The organism is Catenuloplanes japonicus (genome assembly GCF_000717135.1).
In the GTDB taxonomy this organism is placed as follows: domain Bacteria; phylum Actinomycetota; class Actinomycetes; order Mycobacteriales; family Micromonosporaceae; genus Catenuloplanes; species Catenuloplanes japonicus.
In genome coordinates this window covers 13730-27992 of record NZ_JNXY01000052.1, presented here as the reverse complement: position 1 = coordinate 27992, position 14263 = coordinate 13730, and the positions used below count along the sequence as shown (strand labels likewise).

The following is a 14263-nucleotide window of genomic DNA, read 5'->3' as shown; positions in this document are numbered from 1 at the left end:
ACGGCCGCCGGCCGCCGGGGTGCCCGGTGATCTGGGGGCGGTAGCGTACGGGATGGTCGACCTGCCGGCCGCGCAGAGTCGCGAACCGTTGCTGTTCGACGCCGACCGTACCGGTCACCTGTTCATCATCGGATCGAGCCGGAGCGGCCGTTCGCAGACCCTGCGCACGCTGGCGGCCGCGCTGTCCAACCGTCACTCGACCGCTGACCTGCATCTGTACGCGATCGACTGCGGCAATGGTGCGCTGCTCCCGCTGGCCGGCCTGCCGCACTGCGGTGCGGTCGTGGATCGGCTCCAGGTGGAACGCCTGGACCGGATGCTGGGCTGGTTCACCACGGAGCTGACCCGCCGGCAGGCGATGTTCGGCGAGCGGGGTGTGGCGGACCTGACCGAGCAGCGGCGCGGTGCCGCGGCCGGGCAGCGGCTGCCGCACCTGTTCCTGATGGTCGACCGGTTCGAGGTGTTCGAGCGCGACTTCGCCACCTACGACAACGGCAGCTATCTGGATCGGCTGGCACGGTTGCTGCGTGACGGTGCCGGCGTCGGTGTGCACGTGATCCTGGCGGGCGACAAGGTGCTTGGTGCCAGCCGGTTCGCCGGTGCCACCGAGGAGAAGCTGGTGCTGCGGCTCAACGACCGCACCGACTATTCGATGGTCGGTCTGAACAGCAAGGATGTGCCCCCGGAGCAGACACCGGGGCGGGCGATCAGGCTCGGCGACAATGCGGAGGCGCAGATCGCGGTGCTGGGTCCGGACACCTCGGGTCAGGGCCAGGCGGCCGTGCTGGCCGAGGGGGCCCGCCGGATCTGCGACCGTGACGCCGGGGTTCCGGTGGCGGCCAGGCCGCGCCGGTTCGTGGCGTTGCCGGATCTCGTCACCTACGCCGAGGTCAGCCGTTCGGCCCCGGCCGGTGCCCGGCCGCTGACCGCGTTCGTGGGTGTGGGCGGCGACGAGGTGGTGCCGCTCGGACCGGATCTCGCGGACATTCCGACCTTCGCGATCGGTGGCCCACCTCGGTCCGGTCGCAGCACGGCGTTGCTGACGGTGGCCCGGTCGCTGCTGGAGCGGGGGACCGGCATCCTGGTGGTGGCGCCCCGACGGTCGCCGCTGCGTGATCTGGCCGGTCTGCCGGGCGTGAGCGCGGTGGTCCAGGACGCGGGTGTCGCGGCTACGGATTTCCGGAAGATGCTGCAGAGCATGCCGCAGGACACCGGCGCGGTGATCGTCGACGACGCGGAGCTGCTCGCGCAGTCGGACATCGACGGTGACCTCAACACGCTGGCACGTGGTGCGGCCGGCAACGGATGGGGCCTGGTGGTCGCGGGTAACGCGGAGGCGTTGAGCCTCGGTCTGGCCGGCTGGTTGACCCAGCTCAAGCGGAACCGGTCGGGTCTGCTGATCGCGCCGCAGAGCATCACTGACGGCGAGCTGATCGGCCTGCGCATCCCGCGCGGCATCATCGGTCAGTCCGGCAATCCGGGCCGGGCCTACCTGCACCTGGGCGATGGTGTGCTGACCGCGGTGCAGGTGCCGCGGGCGGAGTGAGATGAGGAAGGGCCCGGTGACCATGATGGTCACCGGGCCCTTCGCATGCTCCCCGGCGGGCTCAGGTGGGACCGACGAATCGGAATGTGCCGGTGATGGCGTCGAAGATGTCGTACAACGGCTCGGTCAGCGCCAGGTTCGGACTCATGCCGCTGACCACGAGGTAGGAGCCGGTCTGTCCGGGCAACGGGATGATGGTGTGCATGGCGGCCATCACCGCCGAGGTCTCGTCGGTCAGCGCGACGATCTCGGTGCCGACGATCCGGGCGACGCTGCCGATTCCCGGGAGTACGACCGAGGTGACGGCGCGCGCGCCGTGCCCGTGGGTCTGCGCCGGCCGGGCGAGCTGACCGGCCAGCTCCGTCAGTGACATGTCGACGCCGTCGGGCATGGTCACGCCGAATACCGCCACGAAGGCCATCAGCAACCCGTCGCCGTCCCGGGCGATCATGCCGGCCGCGGAGACCGCTCCCTGCCGGCGCGCGGCCCGCAACAGACGGCGTGCCTGCCGGATCGCGTCCTCCGCGGCGCTGCGCTGCTCCCGGGTGCTCATCGCCGCCATGATCTGCTGGCGTTGGCGGGCAAAGTCCTGGTTCGCCAGGTCGTAGTCGATCCAGGTGTCCGGGACCTCGATCGTGAATGATCCGGGTGCGGTCATGGTCATGCTCCGAAGGTGTCGCCGGACTGGTTGTCGAGAGAGGTGAACGTCTGCAGGATCGTGTCGATCGTCTCGATGATGTCCTCGCAGTCGTCGCGTAGCTGCTTTCGACCCGAGTCCCAGCGGTCCTCGAAATTCTCCGCCGCGTCGCGGACCGGGGGACCGACCACCTGATTGAAGTCGGCTGCGCTGCGCTTGATGTTGATGTTGCGCAGGACTCGACGCATCGAGTCCGCCGCGTCTTGAAGATCCTCGCCGGGGATCACGATTGCTCTGGCCATGTGCGATGCACGACCGGCAGGCCCGGGCAGTTCAGGAGATGTGACCTGGGACACCTCTCGCGAACCCGTTGCCGGGTTCGTTCGTGCAGATCCTGCCTGTCGAATCGAACGCACCCTGGAGGTGTCATCGTGGCCCGGACAACAGCCCGCGCCTTGGCCGTAGCGCTCGTCGTGCTCCCGGCGCTGGCTGCCTGCGCACCCGTCGCGGAACAGCCGGCGGATCCCGCCCCGGCGGCCGCCGTCGCCGACGGCGAGATCCAGCTCGTCGACGCCCCGGCCCAGAGCGCCGGACTGACCGGCGACGGCCGCGGCGAGACGCCCGCGTCCGCACCCGCCGGTGAGGCGGCACCCGCGACACCGCCCGCGAAGTGGGTGCAACTGTCGGTCAACGAGTCCGCCATCGGCGACACCGTGACCGAGGTACGTGGCTTCGCCCTGTACCGGTTCGCCGGTGACTCTGCCGAGCCGCCGGCCACCACCTGCGTCGACCAGTGCGCGCTGCGCTGGCCTCCGGTGCTGATCCAGAGCGGCGGCCGGGTCTTCGTGGACGGCCTGGACAAGGCGCGGGCCGGTGCGATCCGCCGGCCCGACGGCAGCGTCCAGGTCACGATCGGCGGATGGCCGGTATACCGGTTCGCCGACGACACGGTGCCCGGCGAGTTCAACGGCCAAGGGCTGGACGACAAGTGGTTCACGTTCCGGCCGGACGGCACCGCCAACGACACCCTGGTCGGAGTCGAGGACACGAAGCCGGCCGAGCCGGACGCCACCGCGGGGATCAGCGAGGCGCAGAGCCAGGACGGCCCCGTCATCGTCGACGACGACGGCGCGACGCTCTACGTCTACGCCCGGGACGAGACCGATCCGCCCGCCAGCAACTGCGCCGACGCCTGCCGCACGCTCTGGCAGCCGGTCGTCGCGAAGAACGACGGCCGCGTCACGGTGACGGGCATCGACGAGAAACGTGTCTGGTGGCTACGGCGCGAGGACGGCACGAAGCAGGTGACACTGGACGGCGCGCCGCTGTATCGCAACGCGGCCGACAAGAGCGCGGGCACGGTCATCGCCAGCGCCGAGGCACAGGGCTGGACGGCGGCCCGATGATCCGGCGGGCCATCCTTCTGCTGCTCCCGCTGCTGGCTGCTCTGGTCATCGCACCGGACCCGGCCGCCGCGGCCGACGAGATCGTCAATGTCGTGGTGGTCCGCACCACGGCCGAGAACGGCGGGCGTGCCGACACGCTCGCACAGATCGCGCAACGGACGCTCCAGGACCCGGACCGGGCCGGGGAGATCCTCGACCTGAACATCGGCCGGCCACAGCCCGGCGGCGAGTCGCTGACCGCCTCCGGTGAGCTCGAGCCCGGCTGGATCCTGCGGCTGCCGGACGACGCCTCGGGGCCCGACGTCCGGCAGGGCAGAGTCAGCGCCGACACACCGGAGGATGCCGGCAGCACGCCGTACTTCACCTGGGCTCTGGTGCTCTCCGTGCTGGGGGCGTTGTTGCTGGCGCTGCTGACGGTCGGGGTGTTCTTCCGGCGGCGGCTGCTGCGCTGGTTCCGGGAACGCCGCCGGCTACGGGCCGAGAACGCCCGGCTACACCGCGAGATCCAGCAGCGGCTGCGTGAGCGGTCCGGGCTCGTCGCCCAGTTCGCCGCCGATCAGGACGGCCCACGACAGGCCTGGTACGCGACCGCCGAACTGTCCGCCGGCCAGACCGAGGTGTACGCCCTGCGGGTCTCGGACAGCGAGATCACTGCCTGGGTCACCGCCGACGGCGATCCGATCGCCCCGTGGCGTGCGGTGTCGACGAGCATCTGGGCGCGTCCCCGCGACGCCAAGGCCGTCGAGGTGCCGGAACGGCAGATCCCACCATGCCTGGTCCGGGTCGGTGGTGGGGAGGACGGCGCGCTCTTCGTCGACCTGACCTGGCTCGACGGTGTGCTCGCGATCGGCGGGTCCGCCGGTGTCGCCGCCGACGTGGTGCGCACGCTGCTGACCGACCTGACCACGTTCCGCCCGGACGTGCCGGTGCTGTCCGTCGCCGGACTCGGCGGTGAACCGGTCGGCGTGCCGGCGAACGCCACCCGGCTGCGCTCCCTCGCCGAACTGCCCCCGCCGGCTCCCGCCGCCGGCACCGACGACGGCATGGTGCGACTGGCCTCGCGCCGGTGCGCCGTGACCTCCGTGATCGTGGTCGGCGAGGTGCCGTCCGCCGCGGACGCCGACCTCCTGCTCGCCGCCTGCGCTCCCGGCACCGGACAGGTGGCGGTGGTCCTCGGCGATCTGCCGGGTGCGCACTGGCGCTGGATCGGCGAGGTGGACGGCGCACTACGCCTGCCCACGATCGGTGTGACGGTGACCGCGCCCGCCCGATGACGGCCGGCGGCACGACTCGCGAGTCCCGGACCCCAGACACGTTCACCCCGGCCGACTTCGGCCGGCCACAGAAAGGTGCACGATGCAGACCCAGACCCTCTCACCGCCACGCGAACGCCGCGTCGGCTCGGCCAGGACGGCCCAGCTTCTGCTGCTGGCCGTCGTCGCCGTGAATCTGCTGGTGGTCGAATGGATGTCCGCCCACCCGACCAAGCCCGCCTACAACGTGCTCGGGGCGTGGGGCCGGATCTTCGGCCTGCACCTCGCGTTCGTCATGGCCCTCCAGGTCCTGTTGATCGCCCGGGTGCCGTATCTCGAGCGACGGATCGGCATGGACCGGCTGACCAACTGGCATCGATGGACCGGGTTCAGCATCTTCTGGCTGGTGATCCTCCACCCGACGTTCGTGATCCTGGGCTTCGCCCAACTGGACCAGATCTCGTTCCTCGCCGAGGCCCAGAACCTCGCCGGGCAGATGCCGGTCCTGCTCGGCATGATCGCCGCCGGCCTGATCGGGCTGATGGCACTCACCTCGATCCGCGCGATCCGGCGGCACCTGTCCTACGAGGCCTGGCACGCCGTACACCTGCTGGTCTACGTGATGCTCGGGCTGGCGGTGGTGCATCAGGTGTACGAGGGCAGCGCGTTCAACGCGAGCCTGCCCGCCAAGATCTACTGGTGGAGCCTGTGGGCCTTCGTCATCGGCGCACTGCTGACCAACCGGCTGTTCGTACCGCTGGTCCGTAACGCCCGGCACCGGTTCCGGGTGTCCGCCGTGGTCTCCGAGACCGACCAGGCCGTCTCGGTCTACGTGTCCGGTCGCCACCTGGAACGGCTGCGCGCCCGGCCCGGACAGTTCTTCTGGTGGCGTTTCCCCGGATACAACTCCTGGTGGCAGGTCAACCCGTGGTCGCTGTCGGCGGCGCCGGACGGATCCACGCTGCGGCTGACCGCGAAGGCGATCGGTAACACCAGCCGTGGCCTCCGGCAGTTGCCGGTCGGTACCCGCGTGTACGTCGAGGGGCCGTACGGCGCGCTGACCACCGTGCGTCGCACCCGCCGGGACGCGGTGCTGATCGCCGGCGGCATCGGCATCACTCCGATCCGCGCGCTGCTGGAGGACCCGAACCTGTCCGGCGACATCGTCGTGCTCTACCGGGCCCGGACCGCCGAGGACGCGGTCCTGATCGACGAGCTGCGGGATCTGGCACTCCGGCGCGGCGCCCGCCTGCACCTGCTGACCGGCCGCACCAGCAAGGAGAACCAGCCGTTCAGTCCGGACGGGCTACGCGGCCTGGTGCCCGACATCGCCGAGCGGGACGTGTACATGTGCGGCCCGGCGGCGATGGCGGACACGGTGTCGCAGAGCCTCGGCGTGCTGCGGGTGCCGGCCCGGCAGCGGCACATCGAGGCGTTCCGCCTCGCGGTCTGAGCCTTCCAGCGGAGCCCTGCGACACACCGTAACTCGGCCACCGGTGTGGTGCTTCGACCGGCCCGAGCCTGCACCGGTCAGCAACAAGCGGCCGGCGCAGGCACGGCCGGTGCGGGTTCGGCAGCCGCCGTGGTGTCCGCGCAGCAGCCGGCGGCGTCCAGCATCGGCTTGTCGCCGACGTTCGAGTGCCCCTTGGCCACGTACACCTCCCACGGCTCGTTGCCTAGCCGCGGACGTACACCTTGTCCTAAGGCGCAAGCCGCGGCCGAGCCGGGCCGGACAGGGCTGGTGAGTCGGCTCCGCGGCGGCGCCGGAACCCCGATCGTTACGCGCTGAGGCTCGCGCCCCTGTCGAAGATACGAGTCCCGCGAACCGCGTTTCAGCTGTAAGCCGCATTTGCCGCGCAGAGCCGGTACAAGGCGCGACTCGACGTGCTGGAGGTGGAAATGAGGCCATCGTTCGACCGTCGGCCGTGCTGCGCGCGTACCTCCTGGTGGTGGCGCGAGGTGCCGCCCGGACGAGTGGAGGCAGCCGGTGAGGGCCTGCTCGTCGAGGACGACGACTCGATCGCGGAGCCGCTGGCCGACGGGCTGACCCGTTACGGGATGCGGGTGGATCGGGTGGTCACCGGCGTGGCGGCGCTGACGGCCGCACCGGCCGAGATGATCCTGCTGGACCTGGGGCTGCCGACATCGACGGCATCGAGGTGTGCCGGCGGCTGCGGCAGGCCGGCCGGGACGTACCCTGATAGTGCTCACCGTTCGCGGTGACGAGGCGGACCGGGTGCTGGGCCTGGCGCGTGCCCGGCGCCCGCAGCGGCGGGACCGGGCTGGGCCTCGCGCTGGTCCGGAGCCTGGCCGAGACCGCGCACGGCAGCGTGGAGCTGCGTGCCGGCGCTGGCGGGCGGTGCCTGGACGCCACGGTCACGTTCGCGTCCGCGAGGTGAAGGCCAGGATTCGGCCAGGAATCGATCGTTGACGGTGCCGGATCGGGCGGCGGGTCCGCTCCCGGACCTGGTCGGCCGGGACGTCACCGCGGCGGCGCAGGGGGCGAAGCTGGTCGGTGACATCACACAGATCGATACCGGCGAGGGCCCGTTGTTTCTGGCGACGGTCATCGACTGTTATTCGAAAATGGTGGTCGGATATTCTGTGGATATTCGCTATCCGGCGAGCCTGGTCTGCGCTGCCTTGCGGGCGGCGTCCCGGCGGATACCACTGGCGGCGAAAGCCATCTTCCATTCTGATCACGGCAGCCAGTACACGTCTCAGGAATTCGGGCTGATTCTCTCTGCACTGGATCTCCGGCAGTCCGTCGGGGCCGCGCCGGCCGAAGCTAGATTTGTATTTATGATCCTCGACTTGTTCACGAATTCTCCCATCGGCGGGGCCATTCGGCCAGCCAGCGCACGTGGCTGGCCAACACGCTCGCTCCGACCCGCCCGGCCAGGTCCGCGCCGGTCGCGGCGAACGTGGTGAACAGGTAGAAGGAGAACAGACCGACGTCGGCCAGCACCAGCCTGTCAGCCGCCGCCCCCTTCTCCCGCCGCCCGCTGCGATTGAGGACTTCCTCAAGCAGGTCCCGATCGAACCGTGACGACACCACACCCAGCGCGCCGCGGTCGGTCAATCGGCCCTGTGGCCGTGTTGGGTCCACTACAGACGACGTCACGGCCGATGACTGTACCCCCGTCAGCTCACCACGCTGACCAGCACCGATGCGTTAACTCAACGGGATTGAGTCATGACCGCAACCGGAGAACGTGAGGCAGTCAGGGGTCCTTGGTGCCGTCTCGGGTCCCCGGCCGCGGACAATCGTCTGGGCCACGGCGCTCACGCTGCCCCTGCGCGTTCTCACCGACCGCGCCGGGCCTCGTTGATTGACAGCGACGCCGCGGGTCTGCTCACGGCGTCCTCAGGCAACCCTCAGGCAACCCTCAGGGCAGCCTCACGTGTGTCGCGTGCGTCGCCGGTAGTTTCCAAGGCGATGGAAGCGCAGTTCGGCCCGAGAGTTCCGGCCGCGGCCGTATACGGCCATATGAAAGAGGTTACCCAGTCGGGGACGCGCTACATCGATTCCACAGCAAGCGGCTGCCACGAACGGCGGGACAGGAACATTTGGTGACGTTTCCGCCCGCTGGTCGAGGATTACTCAGGTACCTGTTCCACAGAATCGGCGCCTGCGGCTCGTCACTTCCATGTATCCACATCGGATCTTCGGATGGGCGCCCAGCACCGAATAATGAAGGGAAACCATGTCATCGCGGATCAGAAGGCCCGTCGCCGAGCATTGGCGCAGAGGAAGGGTGCATGCCGCTATCGCGTTGTCGGTCGCCGCTTCAGCGGCGCTGATGGTCGTCGGAGACACCGCGCCGGCGTCGGCCGCGGGAGTCACCTACGCTCGTCAAGGCAAGGTCGCTGCCTGGGGCGATTTCATCATCCACGGCCAGACCGACATCCCATCGGCTCTCGCCGAGGCGAACGCCCGGTTGGTCGCCGCGGGCGACGACCACTCCCTGGCGTTGGACGCCAACGGAGGGTCACCGCCTGGGGATGGAACATCAAGGGACAGAGCGATGTGCCAGCGGAGTTGACACACGAGAAGGTGACCGCGATCGGCGCCGGTGATCTCCACTCCCTAGCAGTGAACGACGCCAGCAGGGTGGTGGCCTGGGGAAGCAACAATTTCGGCCAGACCGAAGTCCCAGCGGTCTTAGACAGCGAGCGGGTCACCGCGGTAGCTGGGGGTGTAGGCCATTCGCTGGCGCTGACCACGAGATACAAAGTCGTGACCTGGGGATACAACGGCGGCAGCGGCGGGAGTCTGGCCGTTCCCGACGCGGTGACCGACCAGACCGTCACTGCGATCGCCGCCGGCGACTACCACTCGCTGGCGCTCACCGCGGGCGGCAAAGTCTTCGCCTGGGGGCACGACGAGCGCGGGCAGACTGACGTACCGGCCGCCCTGGACGATCAGGTGGTCACCGCGATCGCGGCGGTGTGTCGTACTCGATGGCGCTGACCAGCACCGGCAATGTCGTCGTCTGGGGCAGGGATGGCGAGTGGCCCGTGCCGGCCTCGATGAACGGCCGAACAGTCACGCAGATCGCCGCCCGTGCCGCCTCCGTCTTGGCGGTCACCGACGACGGCAAGCTCCACCACTGGGGCGTCACTTCCGGCGTCGAGTCGCCCCAGCCGGCCGAACTCCCCCCGGGCTACCGGGTGATCTCCGTCGCCGGTGGCGGGGACCACACCGTTGTGGCGATGAGCACGACGACCCTCGACTTCACCGTCGGCAACGTGGTGGTCGGCGGTGACAACCCGTACCTGTTCCAGCGCGGCGGCGATGGCAATCTGTGGCTGATGCGGGAGAAGGAACAGTATTGGGAGAATCTCGGCCGGCCCACCGACGCCGGGATCGACGCTGCGGTCGGTGTCGTCGCCATCGGTGGCACCCGTCCACTTGCCTTCGTCCGAGGCACGGACGGCAATCTGTGGTCGAAGTCGTGGAGTGGCACGAGCTGGTCCTGGACGAATCATGGCCGTCCCAACGGGGTCGCAATCGAGTCCGGGGTCGGAGTGCTTGCGGTGGGCGGCGCCCGCCCGTACGCGTATGTCCTGGGCAGCGACGGCAACGTGTGGTCTCGGTGGTGGAACGGCACCAGCTGGAGCTGGGCGAATCACGGTCGCCCCGCCGGGGTGACCCTGTCGGAGGCGGTCGGGCTTACCCTATCCGTCAACGGCAGCGCCCCGTTCGTCTTCTTCCGGGGCAGTGACGGCAACCTGTGGATCCTCTGGTGGAGCGGCAGCGCCTGGGCCTGGTCGAACCAAGGCCACCCCGCCGGCGTCAGCATCACCTCTGGAGTCGGGGCGATCGCCGTGGATGACACTCGCCCCTACGCTTTCGTCCTGGGCAGCGATGGCCATGTGTGGTCGCGATGGTGGAGCGGCAGCGCCTGGACCTGGACGCGGCACGCTCGCGGCGGTGGTCACGCCCCTGTGAAGGCTGCGGGGGTGACCAGTACCAAGAGCCACCGTCAGCCCGCCTTCTACTGCGTCGACCAAGCCGGCTGGCTCTCGCTCACCTATTTGGGACGCTGCTGACCAGGGGTGGATACCGCTGTACTTCGAGCCGCCCTATCCGATTGCCCTCGACGTTCCCGTCGGAGCCATGACGATCGGGGACAACGAGATGCACGCGTACGTGCGGGCCGACGACGGGAACCTGTGGGTCGAACGGTTCGACGTCAGCCAGTTCTCCGGCAGCTACTCGCCGGATTGGATCAATCTGCTCACGCCGTGACATCCGGCGCCGGTCGGCGGTTCCGTCAGGTCCGCTGGCCGGTCGCATCGGTCATCACCCACGTCGTCGACATGGGTGATCGAGGCACTCAACGTCCGGCTGCCGTCGGCGGTGCCGCAGACCGACGGTGGTGGGGCCGCTGTACGGGCCGGTCACGGTGAGCGGCGCGGCGAGCACGAGGTCGCCGGTGGCATGGCCGTAGCGGTCGTTGGCGCCTTCACGCGTAGCGGCGTGTTCAACGACGTCGTCGGCATGCTGCGGCGGGCCGGCGGCGGCACTGACGGTGGCGACGACGAACACGACGGCCGCGAGGGTACGCTGCGGGCGCGCTGCGGCGGCGTGCCGCCGGGTGGTTGCGCCCGGCGGCACGCGAGACCGTTGATCAGCGGACGCGGATCCCCGACCTGAACACCGCGCTGACGTCGCGCAGACGAGACGGATCGGTGAGTGGATCACCGCTGACCACGAGCAGGTCGGCGTCCGCGCCCTCCACGATCCTGCCCTTGCTGCGGCTCAGCCCCAGCGCGCCGGTGCCCGGCGCTTCGTCGTCAGGCACCGCGAGAGAGCGGGCTGGGTCGCCGCTCCACAGAGGCGCCGCGCATGGGTGGGCCGCATGTGTCCGCGCGGTTGTCGTTCACGCGGGCGGGTGCGGCTCCGGGCGAGTCCGGCAAGGACACTGCGCGTTGTTGACCAGCACGTCAACCGGGCCCGCCGCCTCGGCCAGATCCTGGACCGAGGCGAGATCGGCGAGGTCGGCCCGGGCGAAGCGCGCGGTGCCTCCGGCTGCCTCGATCTCGCGCACGACGGCAACACCGCGTTCGCTGGCCGACGAGACGGCGCTGCGCCTCGACGACCTGGCGACCGAGGGATGGGTGCGATTCCGCCGCACCAGCAAGCTCGACGAATACCTCGCCCGGCTGCTCGACGACACGGAAACCAGCCCGCACATCGTCGCCAGTGCCACGCAGATCACCACGGCCGTACGACTCGCGGCGCAGGGCCTCGGCGTCACCGTGGTGCCGGCCTCGGCCGTCCCCGAAAGGCCTCGAAACGCTGGCCCGTCCTCTTCTGCCGCCGCTCACCGAGCCGGTTCTTCTCGGGCTGCGGCGCCACCCGGGGCCGGCGGAGTCGGTGCTGCTCGACCACCTCCGCCAGGAGGACTGGCACGGCGTGGGTCTTCCCGCCCCGCCCGCACCGACCTGACCCTCCCGGTCGCACCTGCCGGAACGCGCCACGTCCGGTACCGCCGGGCTTCGGCACTCCGACGGCTGTCCGCCACCAGCTTTCGGGTGATTGATGGTGACAGATTCAGGTCGATCCCGCTCTGGCCGAGTGATGGATACCGTTGCCGCGAATCGCCTTAGAGACCGGCTTTTTCAACGACCACAGCCGCCCGCATCCCGGTCGGCCGAATTCGATACCACTCCATGCCATGCGCTCGCCCCAGCACGCCTCCACCGAGAAGTGACGTGACCATATCCCATTACGTGAACTGCTAGATCGGTACGTTCCTGCGTCGGATCCGATCGCGTGGCGGCTGCTGTCCCGGCTCGACGAGACCGCTCTGGCCGGGTTGTGGGCCGCCCGTGCCCGGGCTCGTGAGGTCGTCTGGGCCCAGCATGCCGAGGTCCGCGGTGACCTGCCCCAGCCGGTGGCCTCCGGTCGGCAGGTTGACGGGCTGGTCCTGGACATCGACGCGACCATCGTGATCTGCCATTCGGAGAAGGAAGCAGCGACCCGGACCTGGAAGAAGACGCTTGGGCTCCATCCGCTGCTGTGTTTCCTGGACAACACCGGTGAAGCCCTCGTCGGCCTGCTGCGCGAGGCCCGGGCCGGGTCTAACTGAGCCGGCAACCCTGTCGCTGCATACGTCACGGGCTCTTCACGGATCCGCGGATTTCGTCATGCGATCGTCGATGGTGCACCGGCTCGGAAGCTCGTTCGGCGCACCGAGACACGGCTGCGCGACCTCGTCCGCACCGGTAATCCGGTGCGGACGAGGTCGCGCGTGCCGACGAGTGGCAGTGGCCGATCTGGAGGTGTCAGCCAGGAGGCAGTCCGCTGATGCCTGCCGGAACGGTTCAGGAGACGAGGGTTTCGCGGTCGCGGAGTTCGCGACGGAGGATCTTGCCCGAGCTGGCTTTGGGGATGGTGTCGATGAACTCGACGAGCCGGATCTTCTTGTACGGAGATACCTGGGCGGCGACGTACGCGATCACCTCTTCGGTGGTCAGGTGTGTACCTGGCGTACGGACGATGAATGCTTTGGGTAGTTCGTCGGTGCCGTCGTGGACTCCGATCACCGCCGCGTCCGCGATCGCCGGGTGGCCGACCAGGATCGCTTCGAGTTCGGCGGGTGCGACCTGGTAGGCCTTGTATTTGATGAGTTCCTTGACCCGGTCGACGATGTACCAGTTGCCGTGTTCGTCGACTCGTGCGATGTCGCCGGTGTGGAGCCAGCCGTCGGCGTCGATCATGGTGTCGGTTGCGTCCGGTCGTCCGAGGTAGCCTTTCATGACCTGCGGTCCTTGGATCCACAGCTCGCCGCGATCACCGGGCTGGACGTCCTGGCCGGTCGTGGGGTCGACGAGCCGGGCCCGGGTGGACGGGATCAGCCGGCCGACCGATCCGGCGGGTTCGTCGTGGTGGCCGTCGGCGTGGACGTGTGTGCCGGGGGACAGTTCGGTCATGCCGTAGGCCTGGCCGACCTCGACGCCGAGCCGGGTGGCGACCGCGGTCTGTACGCCGGCGTCCAGGGGTGCTGCCGCGCAGATGATCCGCCGCAGGGCGGTGAGGTCCTGGCTGTCGATGCGGGGGTGTTTGGCGAGGGCGAGCATGATCGGCGGTGCGACGTAGGCGAGGGTGATCCGGTCGCGTTCCAGGCTGGTCAGGAACGCGTCGAGGTCGAACCGGGAGTGGACGTACACGGTTGCGCCCCGGTAGAGGGCGTTGTTGATCAGCGCGGTCAGTCCGAAGATGTGGAAGAAGGGCAGGACTGCGATGATTCGCTCGGATTCGTCGACGTGGTGCAGGCTGTGGAGTTGTGCGAGGTTGGTGCACAGGTTGCGGTGGGTCAGCATCACACCCTTGGGCACGCCGGTCGTACCGCTGGAGTAGGGCAGCACGGCGACGTCGTCGGCGGGGTCGATGTCGATGGTGGGTGCCGGGCCGTCGGTGAGCAGGTCGAGGACGCCACGGTGGCCGGTAGCCCGGTCGCAGGTCAGGATCTCGATGGTGCGTCCTGTTTCGCGGACCTTCGCGGTCGCGGCGCGGGCCGCGGTGAGGGTCGCGGAGACCGTGACCATCAGCCGGGCGTCAGCGTCGATGAGTTGTGTGGCGATCTCGTCGGGCGTGGACAGCGGGGAGAGGGTGGTGACGGTCGCGCCGATGGAGGTGGCGGCGTAGAAGACGACCGGGAACAGGATCGTGTTGGGCGAGTGCAACGCGATCACGTCGCCCTTGCCGATACCTTCCGCGGCCAGACCGGCGGCAAGCCGCCGGACCAGGACGGCCAGCTCACCGTAGCTGAGCGTCTGGCCGGTGCCGGCGTCCACCATGGCCGGCCTGGCACCACGGCCCTCGGCACCGGCCAGCACCAGCGAGTGGATGGGCAGATCGACGGTCGGCACGCCGTCACATTGACTTTCGTAGATCATGACTACTTCC

18 protein-coding genes and 1 pseudogene are annotated in these 14263 nt (G+C 69.4%); 12 read left to right on the top strand and 7 right to left on the bottom strand.

Annotation, left to right across the window (positions count from 1 at the left end):
• On the top strand, nt 1-1546 hold a 1546-nt coding region (locus tag OP04_RS46760), incomplete at its 5' end, for an FtsK/SpoIIIE domain-containing protein (protein WP_033346543.1).
• 61 nt (nt 1547-1607) lie between these two features.
• Here OP04_RS46760 and OP04_RS46755 read toward each other — a convergent pair.
• A complete protein-coding gene (locus OP04_RS46755; RefSeq protein ID WP_051800137.1) occupies nt 1608-2210 on the bottom strand; it encodes a hypothetical protein in 603 nt (200 codons plus the stop codon).
• Nucleotides 2207-2485, bottom strand: coding sequence for a hypothetical protein (locus OP04_RS46750; RefSeq protein ID WP_157241298.1), 279 nt, complete (start codon nt 2483-2485; stop codon nt 2207-2209). Before OP04_RS46750 ends, OP04_RS46755 begins: the two co-directional genes overlap by 4 nt.
• A 129-nt stretch (nt 2486-2614) precedes the next feature.
• Here OP04_RS46750 and OP04_RS46745 point away from each other — a divergent pair, with 129 nt between their 5' ends.
• The 6 genes from OP04_RS46745 to OP04_RS56945 all read left to right on the top strand — a co-directional run bounded on the left by OP04_RS46745 (nt 2615) and on the right by OP04_RS56945 (nt 7773).
• Nucleotides 2615-3589 (top strand): hypothetical protein, encoded by a 975-nt coding sequence (locus OP04_RS46745; protein WP_157241296.1) that lies wholly within the window; start codon nt 2615-2617, stop codon nt 3587-3589.
• Nucleotides 3586-4863 (top strand): hypothetical protein, encoded by a 1278-nt coding sequence (locus OP04_RS46740; protein WP_033346532.1) that lies wholly within the window; start codon nt 3586-3588, stop codon nt 4861-4863. Before OP04_RS46745 ends, OP04_RS46740 begins: the two co-directional genes overlap by 4 nt.
• A gap of 82 nt (nt 4864-4945) precedes the next feature.
• Nucleotides 4946-6295 (top strand): ferredoxin reductase family protein, encoded by a 1350-nt coding sequence (locus OP04_RS46735; RefSeq protein ID WP_085067338.1) that lies wholly within the window; start codon nt 4946-4948, stop codon nt 6293-6295.
• Nucleotides 6296-6741: 446 nt separating this feature from the next.
• Nucleotides 6742-7065, top strand: coding sequence for a response regulator transcription factor (locus tag OP04_RS46730; RefSeq protein ID WP_157241294.1), 324 nt, complete (start codon nt 6742-6744; stop codon nt 7063-7065).
• On the top strand, nt 7062-7241 hold the full coding sequence (locus OP04_RS55200; RefSeq protein WP_085067337.1) for an ATP-binding protein: 180 nt from the start codon (nt 7062-7064) through the stop codon (nt 7239-7241). Before OP04_RS46730 ends, OP04_RS55200 begins: the two co-directional genes overlap by 4 nt.
• On the top strand, nt 7183-7773 hold the full coding sequence (locus OP04_RS56945; protein ID WP_085067336.1) for a DDE-type integrase/transposase/recombinase: 591 nt from the start codon (nt 7183-7185) through the stop codon (nt 7771-7773). The genes OP04_RS55200 and OP04_RS56945 overlap by 59 nt, the downstream gene beginning before the upstream one ends.
• Here the strand turns inward: OP04_RS56945 and OP04_RS54270 are convergent.
• Nucleotides 7661-7966 (bottom strand): hypothetical protein, encoded by a 306-nt coding sequence (locus OP04_RS54270; protein ID WP_157241292.1) that lies wholly within the window; start codon nt 7964-7966, stop codon nt 7661-7663. The genes OP04_RS56945 and OP04_RS54270 overlap by 113 nt on opposite strands.
• A gap of 933 nt (nt 7967-8899) precedes the next feature.
• On the opposite strand from OP04_RS54270, the gene OP04_RS55195 reads away from it, so the two are divergent.
• The 3 genes from OP04_RS55195 to OP04_RS56670 all read left to right on the top strand — a co-directional run bounded on the left by OP04_RS55195 (nt 8900) and on the right by OP04_RS56670 (nt 10597).
• On the top strand, nt 8900-9316 hold the full coding sequence (locus OP04_RS55195) for an RCC1 domain-containing protein (protein WP_198154288.1): 417 nt from the start codon (nt 8900-8902) through the stop codon (nt 9314-9316).
• Nucleotides 9307-10398, top strand: coding sequence for a hypothetical protein (locus OP04_RS46710; RefSeq protein ID WP_157241290.1), 1092 nt, complete (start codon nt 9307-9309; stop codon nt 10396-10398). Before OP04_RS55195 ends, OP04_RS46710 begins: the two co-directional genes overlap by 10 nt.
• A 67-nt stretch (nt 10399-10465) precedes the next feature.
• Nucleotides 10466-10597 (top strand): hypothetical protein, encoded by a 132-nt coding sequence (locus OP04_RS56670; protein ID WP_269746754.1) that lies wholly within the window; start codon nt 10466-10468, stop codon nt 10595-10597.
• 54 nt (nt 10598-10651) lie between these two features.
• Here the strand turns inward: OP04_RS56670 and OP04_RS54265 are convergent, their stop codons facing one another.
• From OP04_RS54265 to OP04_RS56665, 3 genes are all read right to left on the bottom strand, one after another.
• Nucleotides 10652-10897 (bottom strand): hypothetical protein, encoded by a 246-nt coding sequence (locus OP04_RS54265; RefSeq protein ID WP_157241288.1) that lies wholly within the window; start codon nt 10895-10897, stop codon nt 10652-10654.
• An 82-nt stretch (nt 10898-10979) separates the two neighbouring features.
• Nucleotides 10980-11153 (bottom strand): hypothetical protein, encoded by a 174-nt coding sequence (locus OP04_RS54260; protein WP_157241286.1) that lies wholly within the window; start codon nt 11151-11153, stop codon nt 10980-10982.
• Nucleotides 11154-11231: 78 nt separating this feature from the next.
• On the bottom strand, nt 11232-11561 hold the full coding sequence (locus OP04_RS56665; RefSeq protein WP_269746753.1) for an SDR family NAD(P)-dependent oxidoreductase: 330 nt from the start codon (nt 11559-11561) through the stop codon (nt 11232-11234).
• Here OP04_RS56665 and OP04_RS56940 point away from each other — a divergent pair.
• Both OP04_RS56940 and OP04_RS46695 read left to right on the top strand, forming a co-directional pair.
• Nucleotides 11452-11961, top strand: coding sequence for a LysR substrate-binding domain-containing protein (locus tag OP04_RS56940; RefSeq protein ID WP_408606862.1), 510 nt, complete (start codon nt 11452-11454; stop codon nt 11959-11961). The two genes, OP04_RS56665 and OP04_RS56940, sit on opposite strands and share 110 nt — an antisense overlap.
• 149 nt (nt 11962-12110) lie before the next feature.
• Nucleotides 12111-12440 (top strand): annotated as a pseudogene (locus OP04_RS46695) (transposase); the annotation flags it as partial.
• Nucleotides 12441-12678: 238 nt separating this feature from the next.
• On the opposite strand, the gene OP04_RS46690 reads toward OP04_RS46695, so the two are convergent.
• Nucleotides 12679-14253 (bottom strand): 4-coumarate--CoA ligase family protein, encoded by a 1575-nt coding sequence (locus OP04_RS46690; RefSeq protein WP_198154286.1) that lies wholly within the window; start codon nt 14251-14253, stop codon nt 12679-12681.
• Between the last annotated feature and the right edge of the window lie 10 nt (nt 14254-14263).

What these genes read in the sequence shown, in the direction of transcription:
- OP04_RS46755 (WP_051800137.1), bottom strand. Translation starts at nt 2,210, where the DNA reads ATGACCATGACCGCACCCGGATCATTCACGATCGAGGTCCCGGACACC.
- OP04_RS46750 (WP_157241298.1), bottom strand. Translation starts at nt 2,485, where the DNA reads ATGGCCAGAGCAATCGTGATCCCCGGCGAGGATCTTCAAGACGCGGCG.
- OP04_RS46740 (WP_033346532.1), top strand. Translation starts at nt 3,586, where the DNA reads ATGATCCGGCGGGCCATCCTTCTGCTGCTCCCGCTGCTGGCTGCTCTG.
- OP04_RS46735 (WP_085067338.1), top strand. Translation starts at nt 4,946, where the DNA reads ATGCAGACCCAGACCCTCTCACCGCCACGCGAACGCCGCGTCGGCTCG.
- OP04_RS46730 (WP_157241294.1), top strand. Translation starts at nt 6,742, where the DNA reads ATGAGGCCATCGTTCGACCGTCGGCCGTGCTGCGCGCGTACCTCCTGG.
- OP04_RS46710 (WP_157241290.1), top strand. Translation starts at nt 9,307, where the DNA reads ATGGCGCTGACCAGCACCGGCAATGTCGTCGTCTGGGGCAGGGATGGC.
- OP04_RS56670 (WP_269746754.1), top strand. Translation starts at nt 10,466, where the DNA reads ATGACGATCGGGGACAACGAGATGCACGCGTACGTGCGGGCCGACGAC.
- OP04_RS46690 (WP_198154286.1), bottom strand. Translation starts at nt 14,253, where the DNA reads ATGATCTACGAAAGTCAATGTGACGGCGTGCCGACCGTCGATCTGCCC.